22 protein-coding genes and 2 pseudogenes are annotated in these 21,598 nt (G+C 65.8%); 12 read left to right on the top strand and 12 right to left on the bottom strand.

The window, feature by feature from the left end; genetic code table 11:
- Positions 1–132: 132 nt before the first annotated feature.
- Complete coding sequence (locus CJEDD_RS11855) at positions 133–1,989, top strand: siderophore-interacting protein (RefSeq protein WP_042406193.1); 1,857 nt, start codon at positions 133–135, stop codon at positions 1,987–1,989.
- Between the two features lie 171 nt (positions 1,990–2,160).
- Here CJEDD_RS11855 and CJEDD_RS11850 read toward each other — a convergent pair.
- Positions 2,161–2,280: pseudogene (locus tag CJEDD_RS11850) on the bottom strand (hypothetical protein); the annotation flags it as partial.
- Between the two features lie 40 nt (positions 2,281–2,320).
- Positions 2,321–3,513, bottom strand: a protein-coding gene (locus CJEDD_RS11845; protein ID WP_415857851.1) for an IS3 family transposase whose coding sequence is annotated in 2 segments (ribosomal slippage) — positions 2,321–3,231 and positions 3,231–3,513 — 1,194 coding nt in all. Because the reading frame shifts where the segments join, the coding sequence is not laid out codon by codon here.
- 72 nt (positions 3,514–3,585) lie between these two features.
- Here CJEDD_RS11845 and CJEDD_RS11840 point away from each other — a divergent pair.
- Both CJEDD_RS11840 and CJEDD_RS11835 read left to right on the top strand, forming a co-directional pair.
- Positions 3,586–3,816, top strand: coding sequence for a hypothetical protein (locus tag CJEDD_RS11840; RefSeq protein ID WP_198132976.1), 231 nt, complete (start codon positions 3,586–3,588; stop codon positions 3,814–3,816).
- Between the two features lie 239 nt (positions 3,817–4,055).
- The gene (locus CJEDD_RS11835; protein WP_042406195.1) at positions 4,056–5,099 is read left to right on the top strand and encodes a hypothetical protein; all 1,044 of its coding nucleotides are present in this window, start codon (positions 4,056–4,058) and stop codon (positions 5,097–5,099) included.
- Here CJEDD_RS11835 and CJEDD_RS11830 read toward each other — a convergent pair.
- On the bottom strand, positions 5,094–6,044 hold the full coding sequence (locus CJEDD_RS11830) for an acrylyl-CoA reductase family protein (protein WP_052333755.1): 951 nt from the start codon (positions 6,042–6,044) through the stop codon (positions 5,094–5,096). The genes CJEDD_RS11835 and CJEDD_RS11830 overlap by 6 nt on opposite strands.
- A gap of 35 nt (positions 6,045–6,079) precedes the next feature.
- Here CJEDD_RS11830 and CJEDD_RS11825 point away from each other — a divergent pair, with 35 nt between their 5' ends.
- The 3 genes from CJEDD_RS11825 to CJEDD_RS11815 are packed head-to-tail and all read left to right on the top strand — an operon-like array spanning position 6,080 to position 7,220.
- On the top strand, positions 6,080–6,577 hold the full coding sequence (locus tag CJEDD_RS11825) for a VanZ family protein (RefSeq protein WP_042406198.1): 498 nt from the start codon (positions 6,080–6,082) through the stop codon (positions 6,575–6,577).
- Entirely contained in the window at positions 6,574–6,912 is a 339-nt protein-coding gene (locus CJEDD_RS11820) for a YidH family protein (RefSeq protein ID WP_042406200.1), read from the top strand. The genes CJEDD_RS11825 and CJEDD_RS11820 overlap by 4 nt, the downstream gene beginning before the upstream one ends.
- Positions 6,909–7,220, top strand: a complete 312-nt coding sequence (locus tag CJEDD_RS11815; protein WP_042406202.1) for a DUF202 domain-containing protein — start codon at positions 6,909–6,911, stop codon at positions 7,218–7,220. The genes CJEDD_RS11820 and CJEDD_RS11815 overlap by 4 nt, the downstream gene beginning before the upstream one ends.
- Here CJEDD_RS11815 and CJEDD_RS11810 read toward each other — a convergent pair.
- The 5 genes and pseudogenes from CJEDD_RS11810 to CJEDD_RS11790 all read right to left on the bottom strand — a co-directional run bounded on the left by CJEDD_RS11810 (position 7,205) and on the right by CJEDD_RS11790 (position 11,978).
- Entirely contained in the window at positions 7,205–8,440 is a 1,236-nt protein-coding gene (locus CJEDD_RS11810; protein WP_052333753.1) for an IS1096 element passenger TnpR family protein, read from the bottom strand. The genes CJEDD_RS11815 and CJEDD_RS11810 overlap by 16 nt on opposite strands.
- Positions 8,437–8,979, bottom strand: coding sequence for a hypothetical protein (locus tag CJEDD_RS11805; protein WP_042406203.1), 543 nt, complete (start codon positions 8,977–8,979; stop codon positions 8,437–8,439). The genes CJEDD_RS11810 and CJEDD_RS11805 overlap by 4 nt, the downstream gene beginning before the upstream one ends.
- 10 nt (positions 8,980–8,989) lie before the next feature.
- Positions 8,990–9,139 (bottom strand): annotated as a pseudogene (locus CJEDD_RS11800) (response regulator transcription factor); the annotation flags it as partial.
- 531 nt (positions 9,140–9,670) lie between these two features.
- A complete protein-coding gene (locus CJEDD_RS11795; RefSeq protein ID WP_042406219.1) occupies positions 9,671–10,834 on the bottom strand; it encodes an MFS transporter in 1,164 nt (387 codons plus the stop codon).
- A 22-nt stretch (positions 10,835–10,856) separates the two neighbouring features.
- Positions 10,857–11,978 carry a hypothetical protein gene (locus tag CJEDD_RS11790; protein WP_273657536.1) on the bottom strand — a complete coding sequence of 374 codons (1,122 nt, stop codon included), beginning with the start codon at positions 11,976–11,978 and terminating at the stop codon, positions 10,857–10,859.
- A 327-nt stretch (positions 11,979–12,305) separates the two neighbouring features.
- Between CJEDD_RS11790 and CJEDD_RS11785 the strand changes: the two genes are divergently transcribed.
- Entirely contained in the window at positions 12,306–13,217 is a 912-nt protein-coding gene (locus CJEDD_RS11785) for a hypothetical protein (RefSeq protein WP_273657502.1), read from the top strand.
- A 23-nt stretch (positions 13,218–13,240) separates the two neighbouring features.
- Positions 13,241–14,209, top strand: coding sequence for a DDE-type integrase/transposase/recombinase (locus CJEDD_RS11780; RefSeq protein ID WP_074432590.1), 969 nt, complete (start codon positions 13,241–13,243; stop codon positions 14,207–14,209).
- Positions 14,210–14,307: 98 nt separating this feature from the next.
- On the opposite strand, the gene CJEDD_RS11775 is transcribed toward CJEDD_RS11780, so the two are convergent.
- Positions 14,308–15,258, bottom strand: coding sequence for an FAD-dependent oxidoreductase (locus CJEDD_RS11775; RefSeq protein WP_042410495.1), 951 nt, complete (start codon positions 15,256–15,258; stop codon positions 14,308–14,310).
- Positions 15,251–16,825 carry an NAD(P)H-hydrate epimerase gene (locus CJEDD_RS11770; protein ID WP_273657535.1) on the bottom strand — a complete coding sequence of 525 codons (1,575 nt, stop codon included), beginning with the start codon at positions 16,823–16,825 and terminating at the stop codon, positions 15,251–15,253. Before CJEDD_RS11770 ends, CJEDD_RS11775 begins: the two co-directional genes overlap by 8 nt.
- Before the next feature lie 77 nt (positions 16,826–16,902).
- On the opposite strand from CJEDD_RS11770, the gene CJEDD_RS11765 reads away from it, so the two are divergent.
- The 3 genes from CJEDD_RS11765 to trhO are packed head-to-tail and all read left to right on the top strand — an operon-like array spanning position 16,903 to position 19,674.
- Positions 16,903–18,396 carry a DUF1846 domain-containing protein gene (locus tag CJEDD_RS11765; RefSeq protein ID WP_042409305.1) on the top strand — a complete coding sequence of 498 codons (1,494 nt, stop codon included), beginning with the start codon at positions 16,903–16,905 and terminating at the stop codon, positions 18,394–18,396.
- A 43-nt stretch (positions 18,397–18,439) separates the two neighbouring features.
- Complete coding sequence (locus tag CJEDD_RS11760) at positions 18,440–18,775, top strand: excisionase family DNA-binding protein (protein WP_042409307.1); 336 nt, start codon at positions 18,440–18,442, stop codon at positions 18,773–18,775.
- Positions 18,776–18,792: 17 nt separating this feature from the next.
- On the top strand, positions 18,793–19,674 hold the full coding sequence (gene trhO, locus CJEDD_RS11755; protein ID WP_042409310.1) for an oxygen-dependent tRNA uridine(34) hydroxylase TrhO: 882 nt from the start codon (positions 18,793–18,795) through the stop codon (positions 19,672–19,674).
- Here trhO and CJEDD_RS11750 read toward each other — a convergent pair.
- Together CJEDD_RS11750 and CJEDD_RS11745 are read right to left on the bottom strand one after the other, a co-directional pair.
- Entirely contained in the window at positions 19,671–20,126 is a 456-nt protein-coding gene (locus tag CJEDD_RS11750) for a hypothetical protein (protein WP_042409313.1), read from the bottom strand. The genes trhO and CJEDD_RS11750 overlap by 4 nt on opposite strands.
- A gap of 23 nt (positions 20,127–20,149) precedes the next feature.
- Complete coding sequence (locus CJEDD_RS11745) at positions 20,150–21,100, bottom strand: universal stress protein (RefSeq protein WP_042409317.1); 951 nt, start codon at positions 21,098–21,100, stop codon at positions 20,150–20,152.
- 58 nt (positions 21,101–21,158) lie between these two features.
- Here CJEDD_RS11745 and CJEDD_RS11740 point away from each other — a divergent pair, with 58 nt between their 5' ends.
- Complete coding sequence (locus tag CJEDD_RS11740) at positions 21,159–21,521, top strand: DUF5318 family protein (RefSeq protein WP_042409320.1); 363 nt, start codon at positions 21,159–21,161, stop codon at positions 21,519–21,521.
- The last annotated feature ends 77 nt before the right edge of the window (positions 21,522–21,598 follow it).

Raw genomic sequence — 21,598 nt, 5'->3', positions numbered from 1 at the left:
TAGTCATGAACGCCTTCCGATTTATCGGAAGGCGTTGTTTTAGATGATGAAGTCCAAGGAAGTGGTGAGTTCGTTCTTGCCTCTCCGGCAACGAAATAAAAATCAACTTGACCAAAAGGAATGGTTAAAACTATGCCCAGAAACAGTCGAGGTAGAGAAATTTATCCAATCTCTTACCGGGAATTATATGTGCAAAATGTCGAAGATATATCGCCATGCATGCGGCGCATTACGCTTAGCGGAGAGCAACTCCAGGAGCACAAACACGATGGTATTTCCGTTCCTGCATTATTAAGCAATGGTTTTGATGACGACGTTCGGCTGATCTTCCCGGATCCGGAAACTGGAGAAAGGCCGCACCCAATCGCCCAAAAAGATGGCAACCTACTGTGGCCAGAAGCTGTCAAAAATCTATTCCGGACATACACGGTCCGCCACTTTGACGCTGCTAACCAGCGGTTAGCAATAGATTTCGCGCGCCACGGTGAGGGCCTAGCAGAAAACTGGTCACAGAACGCTCGAATAGGTGACGCCATTTTTGTGGCAGGTCCGAAGTCTTGTGCACAGTTACCTACGCATACCGATTGGCTATTTTTGGCAGGAGATGAGACTGCGCTCCCGGCAATTGGCCGCTGCGTAGAATCACTCCCGTGCGGGCACCCTGCGATTGCGGTGATAGAGGTTCCTACGAGCGCTGATATTCAGAGCTTAGACATTTCCGATTCAGTACAGGTCCACTGGGCGGTACGCGAACGGGGTGAGGACTTCGTGGAAAAGACTAGGGCGCTTTTTGAAGCTACTTCTCCTTCATTATTGCCTGATGGCGAAGGATACGTATGGGCGGCAGGGGAAGCTTCTCGGCTAAAACCGCTGCGCCGTTTGTTTAAAGCTTCCGGAATTACCCCTGAGCATCAAGAAATCACGGGCTACTGGCGGCGTACTAACCCGAAACACGGCAAAGGAAACGCATCGAGCAGTAGTAATAGTGTTTTGCATAATATCCATGATTTAGCTGAGTTGAACTCGGCCTTTGCGCTTCGCACTGCAGTACGTTTAGGACTATTTCAAGAAATCGATGCGGGTGCCAACACAGTCCCTGCCCTTGCTGTTGCGGCAGAACTTCACGAGGAGGCTTTGGGAAGATTTGTCCGTTACTTGGCCGCTCTTCAACTCGTCGAAATCAGCGGGGACGCCCTCACGTTGACTGCAATGGGAATGGAACTGGCGGACCCAGATTCAAATGCGGTGCGCTGGTTAAGCGGGCCTGCACATCTTGAGGCGATGGCGCTGATGCGACTTGAGCACAGTCTTCGTACCGGTGAGTCAGCACCTCAAGGGGAAAAGGGATTGCCGTGGTCAGAGTATGTTAGCCGTGACCCACAACTCGTGGCCGAACGCTTTGAGCAAAAGAATGTGAGCGCTGGGTGGACTGCTCCTTCGGCAGCTAAGGCACTACAGCAGTATTTAGATGAAACCGCTCGCGTTCTCATCATTGGCCAGGGAGGCGCGGTATATGCAGATGAAATACTCCGACGATGGGAGCATGCCCAGAGCCGTATTATCAGTGATGCTTCCTCGGAAGCGGTGCTACAGGAAATCGCAGTAACCTCTCGTGCACGATGCGAGACGAATGGCGAGGGAAGCGGTTTTTATCCCACTGAAGTGGACTATGTGTGGGCAACTGATGTAGTTTTCATCGATCCCTGGGGTGTCTTTGGTAGCGAGGAAGTAGCTCACCAATTAAACCGTGCAATAAGTAAGGATACGTTCCGGCGGGTTTATATCTTTACCGAGGTTATCGATACGGTAGGCGGAGATGAGCATTCCTATGAAGAGGACATGGTGAGGCTTTCCATGTTCGGCACCAAGATACCGACTCAGGAAGACATCAACGCTGCTGTCGCTGACAACGGCGCTTTTATTGCCTCCACCACGGCTGTTGGCTGGGGCAAACGCCTTTTCGTTCTTGAGGCAGAGGCGAAATCCTAAAGAGGAACTGCTGAGGTTTCCCTCGTGTAGTCGACACCCTGGCTGAGGTCAAAGAAAAATGCCGAAGGAACCACGGTGTCTATGCTGCGGTTCATGCCGGATAAAAGCCGCTGCTGTCCCTGTGAAAGAGAATCCGAGGGCAGCAGCGGCTAAAGCGTAGAGCGTGGCGGCTTAGAGCCCGAAGTACTCGCGCAGATCGGCGGCGATGGCATCGAGGCGATCGGCGTCGGGGGACTCGAGGTAGCACTTGAGCTTGGGCTCAGTGCCGGAGGGGCGGACGATGACGCGGTCATGGGCCCGACCCCCGGAAAGTGGACACGTCGGGGGTTAGCTATGCTGCTTTGGTCAGTGTAGCTGATGTGAGTGCTTCGAAGGTATCGGGGGCTACAAGATTGCACCAGGAGTGTCGCCGGCGTGTGTTGTAGCGCATGCACCATCGGAAGACTTCCTGGCGGCAGGCGATCGGATTGTCAAAGACTTTCCTATCACGCAGGACTTCACGCTTTAAGGTGGCGTTAAATGATTCTGCTAGGGCGTTATCCGCACTCGTTCCTACCGCTCCCATGGACTGGCGCACACCCAACGACGAGCAATAGCTTCTAAAGGTTTGTGAGGTGTAAACACTGCCGTGATCGGAATGGAATACAGCCCCGTCAAGACTGCCACGCACACCGTGGGCGTGGGCTAGAGCATCGACGATTAGTGAGACGCGCATGTGGTCTGCGAGCGCATAACCTGCAAGTTTCCGCGAGTAAGTGTCAATAACTGTGGCCAAATACATGTTCTTGCCGCCCTTACAGGGCAGGTAGGTAATGTCGCCGACATAAACGCGGTTTGGCTCGTTGGCTGTGAATTTGCGGCCTACTAAGTCCGGCATGACGCGGTGGCCACGCTTGCGCCTGGTAGTGACGCATCGGCGGCGCTTGGTAAAGCCTTTAAGTCCCATGGATTTCATGATGCGCGCAACCTTCTTGTGGTTTATCGGGCCAAAGCGCGTATCGGCTTTAAGGCTTGCAGCGATGCGTTTTGCCCCGTAAAGCCCGTGCTCATCATCGAAGATGGTCTTGATTTGTGCGCCAATAAGAGCATCGGAACACGTCTTTAACCTGCGTTTTTCGCGGGTATTGACCCATTTATAAAACGAGGAGCGATTGAGCTTTAACACGTGGCACATCCGCTTGACCGAGTATTCGGTTCGGTGGTCATAGACAAACTGGAAGCGGATCACCAGCGTGTCTCTTCGGCAAAATATTTCGCGGCCTTGCGCAGGATGTCGCGTTCTTCGCGCAGTTTTGCGTTTTCTTTTTCTAGCTGGCGGATCCGTTCGGAATCATTCGCCGCTTGGGCTTTATCATGCACAGCTTTAATGCGCGCACGCTTTCCGGTGCCGTACTTCTTGACCCAAGAATGAAGCGAGGCACGGTTGATTCCGAGCTCTGTTGATGCTGCGTTCAGCGAGAGGTCCTCATTGTTTTCATAGAGGGCCACAGCATCACGTTTGAACTGTTCGGAGTACCTAGGCATGGTGGTAGATTACCTTTCTTTCCAACCCAACCGGGCTGGAGATCAGGTGTCCACCAAAAAGGGGTCAGGTCCGTGAAGACAGTGAGCAGGATTGCGGTTAGGGCCAGCGCGCGCGAGGCGTTCTCGGAGCTCTTCTCGCGGCCGTGTGCGGCGACCATGGCCAAGGAGAACTGGGAAATCGCGGGGGAGTGGTTAAAGGAGAAGACCAGCACGGGGATGATGAGGGCGACAGCGCCGACGACGCGCCAATCACTGCTGCCAACCTCCATGAAGGAGGCGATATCCCAGCGCGGGATGAGGTAGATGGACAGTGCGCCGAGGCAGAAGATTAGCGGGTAGACCAAGAACTGCGTGACGGCCAGCACCGCTTTGTGTCGATTTTTACAACCGTGGGGGCCGGGAGGGCGTCGTCAAGGGCAAAGGCCCGAATCCGCATTGCGGACAAGTTGGTGCGCACCCATCAACGTCGCCGGGGATGTGACGGGTGTGACTGTTACCATCTCAAGGGAATGTGACCGATGAGCACGCGAAGGACAAACAGCATGTCGACCCCATATAACGGCGGCGGGTACGAGCCGTACCCGGAGCATCCGCGCGGGAGTCACCCGGAGAATGACCCGTACCCCTACCCGAGCCAGAACCCCTACCCGAGCCAGAACCCCTACCCGAGCCAGAACCCCTACCCGAGCCAGAACCAGTACCCCACCGGCTACGACGAGTTCGAGGTGAACACCGCGGCGTCGGCGGCGGGTGCGAGCGCGCTGCGCTTCCACGGCCAGCAGCTCACGGACAACGTCCCCGGCGACGGCGTGAGCCCCCACCCGATCAACGACCCGGCCTCGAACGGCTGGTTCCACGTCAAGGGCGACGGGAAGGTCCACGTCTTCGATGCGCTGGGCTGGGGCTTTAAGGCCGAGTTCGGCAACGCGAAGCTGTGGATCCCGCTCGGGATCATCTACGCGCTGCTCGTCATTGCACCAATGACCGCGCCGGCCATCGGCGTGCTCACGCCGATTGCCACGCTGCTGTTCGTGCCGTGGCTGACCGGCGTGGCGCTGCAGCAGACGCTGGCGAGAACCGTGACGTACAGCGACGCCAAGGCCCCCGCCTACGGCAAGACCCTGGGGGTGGCTGTGGTGCTCGGGTTGCTGCTCAGTGTGGTCATGACGATTCTCATCATGCTGCTGGCAGCCGGCGCGCTGAGCACGATCGACCTGGATTCGCTGCCGGATCCGAACAACGTCGACGAGGACCCGGAGGCGGCGTGGGACTTCCTCCGCCCGCTGCTCGGCGCGTTCGCGGTCGCGGGCGTGGTCAGCATGCTGGCGGGGCCGTTCTTCGTCATGCAGACCTGGTACGCGGCCGACAACAACGGCAGCTTCGGCGACGCGTTCGCCGCGGGCTTCAAGGCGGGTGCCTCGAACTACCTCCCGCTGCTCGGCCTGTTCGTGCTGCTGATCCTGCTCAACCTTCTGGGCGCGCTGCTCTTCTGTCTGGGGCTCATCGTCACGGTTCCGGCATCGCTGCTCGCGCTCGCGTACGCCTACCGCGAGATCTCCGGCGGTCCGCTGCCCAAGGGGCTATAGCGTCACGACGACGCGCCCGCTGCCCTCGCCAACCAACAGCCGGCGCCCGGCCTCCACCACGCCATCCAATCCGACCTGCTCGGTGCGGATGGCGTCGGTGTGTAAGGACTCGTCGAGCACGCCCCACGCCTCGTCCCGCAGCGCGTTCGGCGTGTCCACCGAGTTCACGCCCACGAGCTGCACCCCGCGCAGGATGAAGGGCAGCACGCTCGCGGGCAGGTCGTTGCCGGCGGCCATGCCGCAGGCCGTGGCCACCCCGCCCCAGCGCAGCTGCGACAGCGCGTTCGCGAGCACCGTCGAGCCGACCGTGTCCACCACGCCGGCGAGCCGCGCCTTCTTCAGCGGCTTGCCCTTGCCCTCGAACTCGGCGCGGTCGAGTACCTCGCTCGCCCCGAGCTCGCGCAGCCAGGCGCCGTGTTCCTCGACGCGCCCGGTCACCGCCCACACCTCGTGGCCGCGCGCGGCGAGCAGCTGCACGGCGATGGAGCCGACGCCGCCGGTCGCGCCCGTCACCAGCACCGGGCCGTCCAGCACCGCACCGTCAACCTCAAACGCCGCGCGCTCGAGCCCCGCCACGGACAGCGCCGCGGTGTAGCCGGCGGTGCCGATCGCGGCGGCGTCGAAGGCCGTGAAGCGGGAGGGGACGCGGGTGATGTCTTGAGCGTCGATACGCAGGCGCGGCGTGTAGCCCCCGTGCCGCCGCTCGCCGAGGCCGCGCCCGTTGACGCAGACGAGCGTGCCGTCGTCGAGCGTGCCCACCGCGTCGATGCCGGGCACGAGCGGCAGGGTGCGCAGGACGCCGCGGTCGCCGGTGAGCGCCATCGCGTCCTTGTAGTTCACCGACGAGTGGCTCACCTCGATGAGCGTGTCGCCCTCGCCCGCGAAGTCGCCTTGCGTATCGACGACCTCCGGCCCCTTCCCAGTAACCACCAAGCTGCGCTGCATGGCCGCCACGATAGTCCGCAGCTACGGTGGGCGGGGTGGCAACAGCGAGCGAGAGGTCGGCGCGAACCGCGGCGGCGGTGGTGACCGCGCTCGTCGTGCTCGCGTTCACCTTGGGCAAGGCGTTCGTGTCCGTGCCGGGGCTGTGGGAGGCGGACGCGCACCAGCTCCGCCAGATCCGCCTCAACCCGCTGGAAACGTTCGAGTACGCGCGCGTGTGGTGGGGGCCGTGGCTCAACTTCTTCGGCAACATCGCCCTGTTCCTGCCGGTGGGCGCGGTGCTCTACGGCGGCTCGGTGCGCAAGGCGGCGCTGTGGGGGGCGGTGTGCAGCCTGGGCATCGAGACGGCGCAGTTCGTGTGGGCGCTCGGTTACAGCGACGCCGATGACGTCCTCTGCAACACCGCCGGGGCGTGGTTGGGGGCGGTGGGGGCCGACAGGGCGTCGAGACGCGACCGCGAGACGGCGCTCTGGGCGATCTTCGCGGGCGGCCTGGTCGTCCTCACGGTGTACGCGGCGCTAGGGTGGGTCGCATGAGCGAGCGCGGTTGGTTTACCAGGCGGGCCTTCCCCGACGGCAAGGAACCCGACCCGCGCTTCACGCTCGCCAACGAGCGCACGTTCCTCGCGTGGACGCGCACCGCGCTCGCCTTCCTCGCCGGCGGGATCGCGCTCGAGGCGTTCGAGCTGCCGGGCGCCGTCGAGCTCATCGTCCTCGCGATGGCGATCTCCGGCGGCGCGGCGGTGCGGTGGGTGCGCATCGAGCGGGCGCTGCGTCACGACGAGCCGATCCCCGCCCCCGCCATCATCCCCGTCCTCTGCGTCGGGGTGTTCGTCGCCGCGGTCGTGGCGGGCGTGGGGCTACTGCGATGATCGCCGTCGCCGACCCCGGCCTGCAGGCGGAGCGCACGGCCATGAGCTGGACGCGCACCGGACTCGCCATGCTCGTGTGCGCGGCGACGCTGCTGCGGTGGTCGGAGGCGTACCCGGGCCTCATCGTCGCGGTGTCGCTCGCGCTCGCGGCGACGGGGCTGGTCATCGGGCTGCTCAACCGGCGCTCCTACCGGGTCGAGGCGGACGCGCTGGCGAACGAGCGCAGCGCGCCGAACACCGCGGCGGTGTTCCTGCTCACCGCGATGATGTTCGGCATCGGGTGCGTGGCGCTCTACCTCGTGTGGTAGTGCGAGAGGTGGAGGTGGAGCAGGAACGTGCCCTCGTCGGTAACGCGGACCTTGTTCGGCTCCGCCTCGCGCATGATCGCGAACGCCTCGAGCCAGGGCAGCCACTCGTGCACCGCTGGGTCGATCGGCTGGCCGCCGACGAGCCACTCCACGATGGAGCGCCAGCGGTCGGCGCCCATGAGCCATTCGAAGGCGCGGCGCAGGTTGCCCTCGATGCGGACGAGGGCGTCGGGGTGCATGTTGACCGCCGCGTCCGCCGCCTTCGTCGTGGACACCGTCCCGCCGCGCTTCTTCAGCAGCCCGCCGGCGACGAGCATGTCCACGACGGTGGCGGCGGGGGCAACGCCGCCGAGCATCTCCTCGATGCGCTGGGCGTCCTCCGCGGGCAGCGCCCCGTCCGCGTACGGTGTGCCGTCGACGAACAGGGACAGCACGCCGGCCACGATGTCGAGCAGGTCGGCTACCTCGCCGCCACCGCCGAGCACGTCGTTGAAGAACTCCGTCACCGCGTTGATCATGGCCGGGTTGCGCTCCGGGTGCGGGTCCATGTCGATGATCTCGAGCAGGTCCGGGCGGGAGTTGATGAAGTCGTCGAAGTGCTGGGCGAGGCCGGGCCCGTCGTTCTCCTCGCCCGCGGCGGCGACCTCGTCGAAGAACATCTCCTCCGCGACGTTGCCGATGCGGGTGGCCACCGCCACCGGGTCCGCCTGCGTGAGCCGGTCGAGCATGCGCTCCGGCGGCATGACGGGCAGGTAGCTGAACATGAGCGTGATGGTCTCCACGTCCGGCTCGATGCCGGCGGCGAGCAGGCGGGCCTGGTCGCGGAACGTGGTCATGAGCTCGGGCCCGGAGCAGGCCTCGATGACGTCGGGGCCTGCGGCGTCGACAAGCATCGGCGTCGGGCCCTCGAGGTGGGAGGGGCCGAGCACCTCGACGTGGATGTTCCAGTTCGCCGCCGGGTCGTAGACGTAGGTCATCGGGCGCATCTCGGCGACGGTGAGCTCGTCCTCGTGGTGCTCGCCCGGGCCCGGGGACTCGGCGTACACCTCCCGCTGCGAGCCCTCCTGGCCCACGAACAGGTGGGTCGCGGCGCCGGTGAAGCCGAGCGCGGCGTCGACGATCTGCGCGAGCTCGCCGAGGCGCATCGTCTCCTCGACGTTGACGCAGCGCGAAATCTCGGGCGACGTGCCCTCGACGATCACAAGCACAGAGACGGTCACGCAGGACCCCCGCCGAGGATGAGCACGTGCGCGATGTTGTCGGAGTGGTTCTCCAGCCCGAGGGTGCGGTGGCCGGCGTCGAGGAAGCCGACGGAGCGGCCGGGCACCGGCGTGCGGTTGACGGCGAGGTCCCCGTCCGCGGCGACGACGGCGTACTCGAACTCCTCGTAGACCGTGATGGCCAGCTCCGTCTCCGGGGCGATGGTGAGCTGCGCGGCCACGCACGGCTCGAGCGTCTCCACGTCGCCGGAGCGGCTGAACATCCGGCCCGCGAAGACGAAGGCCTCGCCGGCGGACTCGGTGGTCACGCTGCGCAGGACGAACGGGTCGGGCTGCGCGCGCTGGACGCGGTCGGGCACCGCGGCGGCGTCGATGAGCACCTGCGCCTGGGCGCGCTCGAGCACCCCGCCGAGGCGGGAGGTGCCGTCGTGGCGCCACATGAGGCTCTTGCAGCCGGCCGGCGTGTCCTCGGGGCCGCCGAGGCCGCGCAGGAACGCGACGCCGCGCCACGGGCCGGAATTCAGCTCGATAAATGACATACGGACAAGATTAGATGATCCGGCGCTGGCGGGCCCTCTCAACGGCGGCTGTCCGGTTGTCTACCCCCAGCTTCGAATAGATGTGGATGAGGTGCGTCTTCACCGTCGCCTGCGAAATGAACAGGCGCTCGGCGATCTCCCGGTTGCTCGCCCCGGTCTGCGGCAGCGCGACATCGCCTGCGGCTTCGTCACCCACGACCGCTCGCTCATCGAGCCCGGCGACGAGGTCTTCGAGCTCGGCGTGCGCGAGCCGGCCTTCGCGTAGCCTGGCCCGCATGTTCTACACCGCCCCCGGCCCCGCCCCGCTCGACCCGGTGCTCCTCGCCGCAGAGATCGACCGCCGGGCGGGGCTGTCCGACGCCGGCCCCCGGGTCACCGCGCTGCCGCCTGTGCCGGCGGACGGGGTGCTCGCCGGCGACGGGTTTTTCGTGGGCGGGCGCAGTGTCGTCGATACGCTGTGTGCGCTCGACCGCAACGCGGTGGCGTACCGGGTGGGCGATGCGTACATCGTGACCTCGGTGCAAGAGATGGGCGCGACGATGGTGCGCGGGCGCGACCTCGTGCGCGTGCCGCACGGCATCTTCCGGGTGCCCGGGTGGGGGCAGCGCACGTACGTCGCCGGCGAGACCGCCGAGTTCCTGCGCGGTGTCGTGGCGCTCGAGCCCGCGGGCCGGTTCGTCGAGCCGCGGCGCTACCGCAGGCGTGCGCGCGACCAGAGCGCCATGACGGCGAACGCGAGCGAGCCGAGGATCACCGAGCACAGCAGTGTGCCGGAGAGGAACCCGGCGTCCACTGCGGCGGCGCCGAGCGCGGAGCCGGACGCGATGCCGACCTGGAACGTGACCACGTAGATCGAGCTGGCGAGGTCCTGGTTGCGCTGGCCCGCGAACAAGAAGATCGTGGTGGCCACCGTGGGTAGCGCGCCCGCCGCGACGCCGAACACGGCGATGACGAGGAACATGCCCACGCCCGAGTTGTAGTGCAGCGCGAGCAGGCCCGCGATGGAGGAGACGACGAGGATCGCCGCGGCGAGGCCGTTGAGGCGGATCATGCGACTATCGACGAACCGGCCGGACAGCGTGACGCCCACAAGCCCGGCGACGCCGTAGAGCGAGACGCCGATGGGCACGAGGTTGTGGCCCGCCGTGTTCTCGACGAGCAGCGCGAGGTAGGTGAACGTGCAGAAGATAGCCATGACGGCGAGCACGAGGTAGATGATGAGCGACGGGATGGCCGACTTCGTGTTCGTGGCGTTGGCGCTCTGCGCGGGCTGCACGGCCGGCAGGCTCGGCAGCGTGATCAGGAGCATGACGAGCGCGCCAAGTACCGCCACGCCGAGCACCCAGGTCGACGCGCGCCACCCGATCGCCGAGCCCATCGCCGTGGTGAGCGGCGAGCCGACCACCATCGACAGCGTCGATCCGAACGAGACCGCCGCCACCGCCTTGCCGGTCTGCCCCGCCGGTGCGATGCGCGCGGCCATGGGATTGACCAGCGACCAGAACACGCCGTGCGTGAACGCCGCCGTGACGCGGCCCGCGACGAGCACGGCGTAGCTGTGCGCGCTCGCCTGCAGCGTGATGCCGCCGAGGAGAAACACCAGCGTCGCGATGAGCAGTGGCCGCCGGTTGAGGTTGCGGGTGAGGTGCATCAGCGGGATGGTCACCACCGCGACCAGGCCCGCGTACACGCTCATGAGCAGGCCAATCTGGCCTTCGGAGACGTTGAGGTCGCGCGCCATCGGGGAGATGAGACCGACGGCGAACATCTCGAAGGTGACGTAGACGAACGCCGCGAAACTCATCGCGGTGAGGGGGACGACCGGGAACTTCTGCGACTGGGTCGGGGCGGATATAGCCACTGCCACGCTACGGCCGCTACTGCATCATCGCAAACGCAGCGCCGGTGCCACCGAGGAGGACGAGCAGCACGACGATGATGCCGATGACCGCGCCGGTGCTCGACCCCGTGGACTTGCTGGTGTTCGAGGCGCCGCTGTTGGCGCTCACGTCCCTGCTCGTGGTGGCGGAGACGTTGATGCTCTCGGAGTGGCCGGAGGTCGTGGTCACGGAGGTGCTCGTGCCGTTCGCGTTCACCGTCACCGTCGTCGACGTGGAGCCCGGCTTCGGGGTGGGCTTCGGCGTCGGCGTGGTCGCGCTGTAGCTCGTCGTCGGCTTCGACACCTGCTCCCCCTGGGCCGTGGCCGGCGCGGTGGGCTCGGACGGCTGGGTCTTCGCCTTGTCCGGGTTCGTGCCGTCGGTCGGCAGGAGCACGATGCCCCCGCCCTGGGCGCAGGCCTTGCGGGCGTCGTCGAACGCGAGCTGGAACTCCGCGACGCGGCGCGCCTGGGAGGTCTCCTCGGTGGAGTTGTAGGCGTCGACCCACGCGGTGATCTGCTCCTTCGGCGCGGACGGGAACCTCGCCGTCTTTGCTTCGATGAGGCCCGCGCGATCCGGGATGCGCTGGGTCTCCGGGTAGCGGTCGTCGCGCGACGGCGCCTTGATCACACCGTCCTTCGCGGCGGCGGTGATCGGGCCCCACAGCGCCTCGAAATCGTAGCCGTCGTGGCCGCTCGTCGTGACGTTGTTCCACGGACCGTACGTGAAGTAGAACTCCGCGATGCTCGCATCGATGCCCTGGGCGACGTACTTGTTTACCCAGACCTTCGTGTTCGCCTCGGGGTTGCGGTTGAGCAAGTTGACATAGCTCGGCGAGGCGGCCAGCTCCAAGAACTCCTCGGTGACCGGCGCCGCCTGGGGGAAGGCGCGCTCAAACGCGTTGAGCCAGCGATCGCGGATCGCCGAATCGCCGGTGCTGACGTTGTGGGGAAGCGAATCCAGGTACGCGCGTTCCGCGGAGTTCATGTTGAACTTGCAGACGCCATTTTCCGGCTTCTCTACCGTGGCGGCCTTTGCGGAGGGTACGACAAACGCCCCTGCGCCGATTGCGGCCGCGCAGGAGAGAGCTGCGATTCTCCGATTGTTGAACACGTTGGACACAGTAGCGCACTTTCTGCGAATGTATGCATTCCACGCGCGAGTGACCTAGATCTCTTTCACGGCCAGATCCGTTTTTATTTAACATTCTCGCAGGCCGCGTGGATGCATTTATGAAGATCTTAGGAAAATAATAGGTGAACAAAAGGAGTATTTTCTCCAAAATTCTCCGAAATACCTGCATATAGGGGTTAATTACGTTCGTGTAATTTATGCGTTTGGGTGTTGGTGGCTGTTGTCGTCGGGTCAGGCGTGCCGGTTTGTAAAAATCCACACCGACCCCTCTCTGTCAGGCTGGTTGTGAACAACGATCCGTAGGAGGTTTTGTTCATGACTTTGCTCGATGTTCCAGTGTTGATCCCGGAGCCGGACGCGCTGTCCGAGGCAGCTTCGGTCGGTGGTCAACAGGTTCGAAGCGGTCGCCTGCCCAGGCGGAGGCTTTGTGCTGATGATGTGTTGTCCCTTGCTGTGACGGTGCTGTCTCCTGGCGAGGTCCTCGACGAGGATGACCTGGTCATGCCGCAGGCTGGCGCGGTTGTGTTTAGAGCGTGTGAGCCGTATTCGCGGGGGTTGGATTTTACTGCCACTCAGAAGCGGCAGATGGTCACGATCTATCGCCAGTTGCCCTACGGGGCGAAAGGTATCTGGCTTGATCGCCATGGGCTGTATGGAGTCAAGATCTTTCGGTGGGGCCAACAGCTTGGGCTTTTGACCTGCGCGCAGCAAAAAGCAGCGTCGGTCGGCGACGAGGAACTACCAGCGGTGCTTGACGCTGCGGCGGTGACGTCGCTGGCGCAGCGCTACCTTGCACTTCCTTACGGTGAAAAGGAGGCGTTTTTAGCCAAGCATGATCTGTGCCACCGGACAGTGCTGCGGTGGGCCACCATGGTTGCAGACGGATCGATCGCGCATTACACGCATACACGAAAGGCAGGAACAGTGGGAAAACACACCTCCGATGACCTTACGCAGTCACGGCGCCAGGTTGAGGCGATGATTCGAGAAAACGACCGGTTGAAAAAAGAACTCGCCAAAGCCAACCGCAAACTCACCCGGCAAGAACAAGAACTGGATAAATGGGTCAAAACCAGTGATGTGTTGGGAAAAGCTTTAGCGTCCATGCCCGATCTTCCTGGCGTGGACTACGACGCGGAGGAAAACGCCTATCCGAAGACGAAACGCGACGCTATGAAGCTGGTCGACAAGAAGAACAACGACTCATCGACGCACTTGTCGGATTAGGCCACTCCACAACCCGGGCGTGTGTGTTGCTGAGAGTCAGCCGCAGCCGGATCTACTACGAATCCAACCCACGGCCGAAAACCGCCAACCCGATTGCCCACCACGAACGCAACATCCCCCGGCTCACACAAGAACACATCGACCAGATCCTCGCCCAGCTGGACGCCAATCCGCAGTCCAGCGTGGACGATGTGTTCTACAACGCCTACAACCACGGCGCTTACATCGCCAGTTTGAGCAGTTTCTACCGCATCGCCCGCAAGCACAACAGACTGTTGAAACACCGCAACTGCACAAGCACCAAACGCAGGTCGAAACGCGGCAACAACCAGCCACCACATGTCGTCGCTACTGCACCAGCACAAGTGCTGTGCTGGGACATCACATTCCTGCCCGGCCCGTTCGTCAACGAAACCTACGCCTGCCACACCATTATCGACCTGTACTCACGCGCCGTGATTGGCACGCTGGTCACCCACCGCGAAGACGCGCGCGGTGTATCCAAACTCTTCGACGACATCTTGACGCGCTACCCCACAGTGCAAACCGTGCACTCCGACAACGGGGCAGCTATGCGAAGCAACGCCTTAAAGCGTGTGTTCGCCAAACACGACGTCACCGCATCGTTTAGTCGGCCGGCCATCAGCAACGACAACCCCCAAATGGAATCGCTGTTTCACACCATGAAGGGATTTGCGTACTACCCGAAAGTCTTCGCCGACATCGACGCCGCCACCCAATGGGTAGCCCGGTTTACCAGGCACTACAACAACCGGCCCCACAGCGGCATCAACGGCTACACCCCGCAAAGCGTGCTCGACGGCACCTGGAGACAATACGAAACCAACCGCATCAACGCAGCACGCGCCGCACTCGAAGCCGGACTCATCACCGCTATGCCAAAAACACCGACCGGACTACCCAAGGAGGTCACCATCATCCGCACAACCACCAAAACCCGCCCACAGCCACCCACACTTACCGTCGCCTAAACCAGAAACTGTTCACAACCACTTGACACAAAGCGGACCCAGAACGCGAGCTGGGAAAACGCATGTGAAACCGGGCCGCCGCCGCGCGATGTCGATTTTTACAAGGACCCCGCCACACGGGCGGCGATGTCGCGGGCGAAAGGGCTCACCCCGCCGATGGTGCCGGCGCCGGGCCCGTTGAGGCGGTCGAAACCCAAGACATACAGCCCAGGGGTGTCCAGGGGGAGGCCGCGGACTGGGGCGAGCGCGGGGCGGAAACCGGTTGCCCAAATGAGGGCGTCGAAGCCGTCGAGCTCGTCCAGGGAGGTGACCATCGGGCTGGCGGTCAGCAGCCCGGCCGCACGGGCGCGGTGCACCTCGGGAACGACGACGATGTCGCCGCCGAAGTCGGCGCCGCCGGGATCGCCGTCGCCGCGGGCGATGGCGACGAAGCGCTCCCGGTTGCGGCGGAAGAGCTGCTCGCCGTCGACGTCGTCGGGCATGAACGCAGGTGGGCGGCGCGTGAACCACTCGACGTCGACGCCGGCGAGGCCGAGGTCGGCGACGATCTGCGCGCCGGAGTTGCCGCCGCCGACGACGGCGACACGCTGGCCCGCGAAGTCGCCGGGCCGATGGTAGAACGCCGAGTGGAGCTGGCGGCCGGGAATGGAACCGGGGACGAAGGGGACGAACGGGGCGGACCAGATGCCGGTGGCCACGACGACGTTGCGGGCGGAAAGGCCGTTGAGGTGGAAGGCGGAGCCGTCGTAACGCATGTGCGAGACCCGCACCCCGCGGCGGATGGGGAGGTCGTAGCGCTGCTCGTAGCGGGTGAGGTAGTCGATGACGTGGTCGCGCGGCGGGTAGCCGTCGAAGGGCGGCATGGGCCAGCCGGGGAGGTTGGAGAACTCCGCGCGGGAGAACAGTGTGAGCGCGTCCCAGTAGTGCGGCCACGCGCCGCCGGGCCTGTCGGCGGCGTCGAGGACGACGAAGTCCGAGCCGTATTTGCGCAGGTAGTAGGCCACGGCCAGCCCGGACTGGCCCCCGCCGACGACGACGGCGTCACGCATGCGAGACCAGCGCCGTCGCCGGCCGGATGAACGCGGCGATGCGGCCGGCGGGCGCCGCGGCGTCGCCGTACGGGGTCGCCGCCGCGAGCTTCGCCGCCACCGCGTGCACGGCCACGGCGCCGGCGAGCGCCGCCTCCTCCCCCAGCGATTTCGCCTCCATGAGCGCGAGGTGCGCACCCATGATGCCGGAGAGCACATCGCCGGAACCGGGGGTCGCCGCCCAGGAATTGCCCGCGTCGACGGCGTAGGCGGTGTGCGGATCGTCCTCGTGTGCAATGACGGTCGCGCGCCCCTTGCGTACCACCGTGCATCCCAGCGCCCCCGCCAGCGCGATCGTCTCGCCCATTCGGTCGCTCTCCCCCACCCCGGCGGCCTCGCGCAGGCGGGCGAACTCGCCGTCGTGTGGGGTGAGCACCGTTGCCTGCGCGCGTCCGCGCACCAGTTCGCGCAGGTCGGGGTGTGTGGTGAGCAGGGTGAGCCCGTCGGCGTCGACAAGCACGGGCACGTCCTGCTCCAGAACCCACCGCAGCTCGTCTGCCGCGCCCTTATCTGTGCCCGCGCCGGGGCCGAACACCCAGGCCTGGACCCGCCCGGCGTCCTCGAGCGTTTGCGTAGCGACGACCTCCGGATGCGCCCGCACCACCTCCGCGGCCTGGGGACCTGCGTAGCGCACCATCGCTGGCGTGGCATTGACGGCGCCGGCGACGCTGAGCACCGCCGCCCCCGGGTAGCCGTCGCTGCCGGCGCGGATGCCAACAACCCCGCCGGAGTACTTGTCGTCGTCCGGGCCCGGGGCGATATCTAGAACCGGGGCCTGCCGCATGGGATACAGGTCCTCCGGCCACGTGCGCTCGGGTGTCACGGCGCGGTTGGCGAGGAGCAGCGGCGGGCCGTCGGCGGCCCACTCGGCGAGCTCGTCGCCGAGCGTTTCGTGCAGGCGCCGCGCCGGGAGGCCGACGTCCGCAAGGAGCTGCGCGCCGCACGCCGGGGACAGCGCGTGCGCGCGGCGCCACCCGCCGAACGTGACGGTCGTGTCGGCCTCGACGTGCACCTCCCCCGCCGCGCCCGTGTCCGCGTCGACGCCGGAGGGCACGTCGACGGCGAGCACCGCCGCGCGCGAGGCGTTCGCCCACTCCGCGGCCGTGCGGAGGCCCCCGCGCAGCGCGCCGGACCCGCCGATCCCCGTGAGTGCGTCGATGACCAGGGCGTAGCCCTGCCCGGCGGCGGGCTCCGGGAGGGCGTCGAGCACGGCGCCGCCCGCCGCCTCGAACGCGCGCAGCGCCCGCTCGTGCGCCTTGCCGGCCGGGAGGAACGCGTCCGTCCGGCGGCCGGCCAAGAGCAGCTCCGCGCCGGCGTAGAGGCCGTCGCCGCCGTTGCCGCCCGGGCCGGCGAGGACGAGGACGCGGGCGGCGTCGTCAGGCAATGCGGCGTCGTCAAGCATCGCCCGTGCCGCCTCCGCGACGGCGTGGGCGGCGGACTGCATGAGCTCGTCGTCGGCCTCCTGCGCGGCGAGCAGCGGCTGCTCCGCCCGCCGGATCTGGTCTGCGGTGAACGTGGGGGCGAACATGGCTGCCACCATACTTTCAGCTGCCCCGCAGCGTTGCCGGGTGCGGGAAGCCGCCCGCACGCCTTAGACTTGCGCGCATGCCGTATGCAATCGGGTTCGACCGAGACAAATACATCCAGATGCAATCCGAGCACATCCAGGCGCGGCGCGCCGAAGTGGGCGGCAAGCTCTACCTCGAGATGGGGGGCAAGCTGTTTGACGACAACCACGCGTCCCGCGTGCTGCCGGGGTTCACCCCCGACAACAAGATCGCGATGCTCGACCGGATCAAGGACGAGATCGAGATCATCATCTGCTTCAACGCCGGCGACGTCGTCCGCCAGAAAATGCGCGCCGACCTCGGCATCACCTACGAGGACGACGTGCTGCGGCTTGTCGACGTCTTCCGCGAGCGCGGCTTCCTCGTCGAGAACGTGGTGTGCACGCAGATCGAGGGGCACAACCAGAACGTCGAGGCGTTCCTCGAGCGCCTCGGCCGGCTGGGCCTGAAGGTCTCGCGCCACTACATGATCCCGGGCTACCCGCACGACACCGCGATCGTGGTCAGCGAGGACGGCTTCGGCCGCAACGACTACGTGGAGACGAGCCGCGACCTCATCGTGATGACGGCCCCGGGGCCGGGCTCCGGCAAGCTGGCCACGTGCCTGAGCCAGGTGTACCACGAGAACCAGCGCGGCATTCCCGCAGGTTACGCGAAGTTTGAGACGTTCCCGATCTGGAACCTGCCGCTGTCGCACCCGGTGAACCTGGCGTACGAGGCAGCGACGGCGGACCTCGACGACATCAACGTCATCGACCAGTACCACCTCGAGGCGTACGGGGAGAAGGTCACCTCCTATAACCGCGACATCGAGGTGTTCCCGCTGCTGAAGACGCTGCTGCGCGAGGTCACCGGCACCGAGCCGTACCAGTCCCCCACCGACATGGGCGTGAACATGGCGGGCTACTGCATCTCCGACGACGACGCCTGCCGGCACGCCGCCCAGCAGGAGATTATCCGCCGCTATTACGCCGCGCGTGTCGACGAACGCCGCGCCGGCACCGACTCCACCATCTCCGACCGCATCATGAACGTCATGCGCAAAGCGGATCTCTCGGTCGCCGACCGCGTCGTCGTCGCGCCCGCGCTCGAGGTGGCGGAGCGCACCGGCAACCCGGGTGCGGCGCTCGAGCTGCCGGACGGGCGCATCGTTACCGGCAAGACCTCGGACCTGCTCGGCCCGTCGGCGGCGGTGCTGCTCAACGCTTTGAAGCTCCTCGCCGGCATCGACGACGACGTGCACCTGCTCTCCCCCGACTCCATCGAGCCGATCCAGACGCTGAAGACGAAGCAGCTCGGCTCCGTGAACCCCCGGCTGCACACCGACGAGGTGCTCATCGCGCTGTCCGTCTCGGCGTCGACGAACCCGGACGCAGCGCTCGCGCTCGAGCATCTGCGCAGCCTGCGGGGCTGCGACGCGCACATCACCACGATCCTGGGCTCGGTGGACGAGGGCATTTTCCGCAACCTTGGCGTCCTGGCCACGTCCGAGCCGCAGTACTGGCGCAAGGGGCTGTACCACAAGCGCTAGGAAACCTATTGCGCTCGTTTCGGTTGTGGTTTAGGGTGGGGGCATGGCTGACAAACTCTCCCCCGTCGAATCCGCGCTTGCCGAGCTCAACGGCAACCTCGCCGTCGCTCGCGCCGAATCCAAAGACGAAGTCGTCCTGCCCAAGCAGACCGCGGTGTGGGTGCGCGACCTGCTCGAAGACATGGCGGAGGGCCGCCTCATGCGCGCCCCCGAGCCCGAGGAGGAGATGACCACCCAGCAGGTGGCCAACCTCCTCGGCGTCTCCCGCCCCTTCGTGGTTAAGCTCATCGACGAGGGCCGCCTTCCCGGGCACAAGGTGGGCACCCACCGCCGCGTGTACACGCGCGACGCGTACGCGTTCAAGCAGAAGCGCGGCTGACCCTAGACTTGTCGGGCATGACCGACAAGATCCTGCTCTACTATAAGTTCCAGCCCGTCGCGGACCCGGACGCGGTGCGCCTGTGGCAGCGCGACCTGTGCGAGGGGCTGGGGCTTACCGGCAGGATCATCGTCTCCCCGCACGGCATCAACGGCACCGTCGGTGGGGACATCCGGGCGTGCAAGACGTACGCGAAGAAGACGCGCGAGTACTTCCACGGCATGGAGTTCAAGTGGTCTGAGGGTTCGGCGGCGGACTTTCCCAAGCTCAGCGTCAAGGCGCGCGAGGAGATCGTCGCGTTCGGCGCGCCGGACGAGCTCAGAGTCGACGAGCACGGCGTCGTCGGCGGGGGAGCGTACCTCACGCCGCAGCAGGTCAACGAGCTCGTCGCCGCGAACCCGGAGGCCGTGCTTTTCGACGGCCGCAACGCGCGCGAGGCCGAGATCGGCCGGTTCAAGGGGGCTGTCGTGCCGGACGTGGAGACCACCCACGACTTCATCGCCGAGCTGGACAGCGGCAAGTACGACTGGATGAAGGACAAGCCCGTCATCTCCTACTGCACCGGCGGCATCCGCTGCGAGGTGCTCTCGAGCCTCATGGTCAACCGGGGGTTCAAGGAGGTCTACCAGCTCGACGGCGGCATCGTGCGCTACGGCGAGCAGTTCGGCAACTCCGGGCTGTGGGAGGGCTCGCTCTACGTTTTCGACGACCGGATGCACACCGAGTTCGGCGCGCCGGACGACCCGGACTACGTCCAGCTCGGCCACTGCGTGCACTGCGGGGCGCCGACGAACCAGTTCTACAACTGCGCGAACGAGCCGGCGTGCCGCCGCCAGTACCTCAGCTGCGAGGCGTGCCGTGAAGCGAACCCGTACTGCAAGGAGTGCGCCGAGCGCTAGGCGGCGAGCATGCCCACGGTGATGATGAGCCAGGCCATGGTGAACGGCACGAGGGGGACCCAGAACACGCCCATCCACGGCACCCAGCGCTCGTAGCGGTTGAGCTTGCGCACGGTGATCACGGCGCACCCGATGAGCCCGGCGACCGGCGGGATCGAGGTGAGCACGGCCCACCACGTGCGCCAGGTGTCGGTGCAGAGCCAGGCGGAGCTGGCGTCGCAAAGCGGACCGCCCTGGGACCGCGAAATACCCGCCAAGAGCAGGGCGAACAGGAGCGTCACCGCGACGGTGCCCAGCGCGTAGACGACGGCGTTGCGGGTGGAGCGGCGGTTGCGGCGGACGAGCTCGAGGGGGTCGGGCTCGTCCGCGAGCTCGTCGAACGTGCGCGGCTCCGGGCGCACGCGCGAGAAGCGGTCGGCGGGGGAGTGCAGGTCGTTCTCGGGGTGCTCCATGCGGCCCAATCTAGCGCCCCGGATTAGCGTTCCGCGCGCGGGCAGACGATGACGGGGACGGAGGCGTAGCGGATGAACTCGCCCTCCCGGGTGCCCACGAAGACGCTGCGCAGCTGGCCCGAGGGCTGGGAGCCGAGGCACATGATGTCGCCCTTCTTCCACTTCACCGAGTCGATGGAGCGCTTCCACCCCTTCGCGGAGGAGACGGCGCTGGTGACGTCGAAGGTTTCCACGCGCTCCGGCGCGAGCTGCGCCGCGAGCGCCCACGCGCAGTCCCGGGCCCGGTCGAGCAGGCCGAGCGTCTCCTCGTTCCAGGCGGAGGTGTGCTGGTCGAAGGCGGTGGGGGAGAACGCGATGATGCGCAGCGGCAGCCCGAGCGCGCAGGCGAGCGCGGTGGCGTAGTCGAGCCCGGAGAAGACCGAGTCGTCCGGGCCGCCCTCGACGATGGCGTAGGTGACGCGGGTGACGCCCTTCTTCGACAGCTTCACGCCGCGCGGCGCGAGCCCGAGGGGGACCGGGCAGGAGCGCATCATCTCGTCCGCCACGCTCGACGGGCGGAAGCGGCCCTTCGGCGTCTTCGCCCGGGAGCCGAGCAGGATGAGGTCGGCGTGGAAGTCCTCCACCGTGTCGTAGAGGGAGCGCACCGTGTCCTTGCTGTCCACAAGGCGCGCCGGGTGCTTCGACCACTGGGAGCGGGGGAGGTGCTGGTCGAGGGTGGATTCGACGCGGCTGCTGAACGCCTCGCGCGCCTCCTTGAGCCACTTCTTGCGGCCCTTCGTCGCCTTCGTCAGCGCTTTCACCGGCGGGACCTGGGTGCTCGACATCACCTGCACCGTCACCGGCAGGGAGCGCCCGAGCCAGGCCGCGAACTCGACGGCCTCCGTGTTGGCCATATCCCACCCCACCACGACGCGCAGCGGCGAGCCGTTGTCCGGCAGTCGCGCGGACTCGGGGGAGATGGAGGGGCAGGTCATGGCAGCTATCATAAACAGCCGCCCGCGGGGGCAAAAACAGCCGTTTACAATCGGGCGGATGTTCAGCTTCGAGCACGAGGTGTCGCACGAGTGGCAGCGGCGCACCGCCCTGCGCGAGCTCAGCCAGGGGCGCTTGCGTGTCGACGACGCCTGCGACGCCGACTTCCTCCTCCGCGCGGCCGCGGAGCACCACGGCGTGGACTCGCCGCGGCCGTGCCCGGTGTGCGGGGCGCCGATGCGCGAGGTGAAGTGGGTGTACTCGGAGAAGCTGGGCCGGCGCACCGGGACGGCGCGCAGCGATGAGGAGATCGACCGGCTCGTCGCGGAGGTGGGTCCGATCACCGTGCACGTCGTCGAAGTGTGCGCCGCGTGCAAGTGGAACCATCTGTTAAAGGAAGTCACAGCTGTCCCTGTAGTGTGAATCCGCACTGGGCAGGTAGGGTGTCCGATAGGTATGAAGTAGGAACTTGCCCGTCTCGCCCTCTCCCGCGGGGCGGG

It is taken from the genome of Corynebacterium jeddahense (assembly GCF_028609865.1).
Classification (GTDB): Bacteria; Actinomycetota; Actinomycetes; order Mycobacteriales; family Mycobacteriaceae; genus Corynebacterium; species Corynebacterium jeddahense.
The sequence above is the reverse complement of the archived record's forward strand: the minus strand, read 5'-3'. Positions and strand labels throughout refer to the sequence as shown.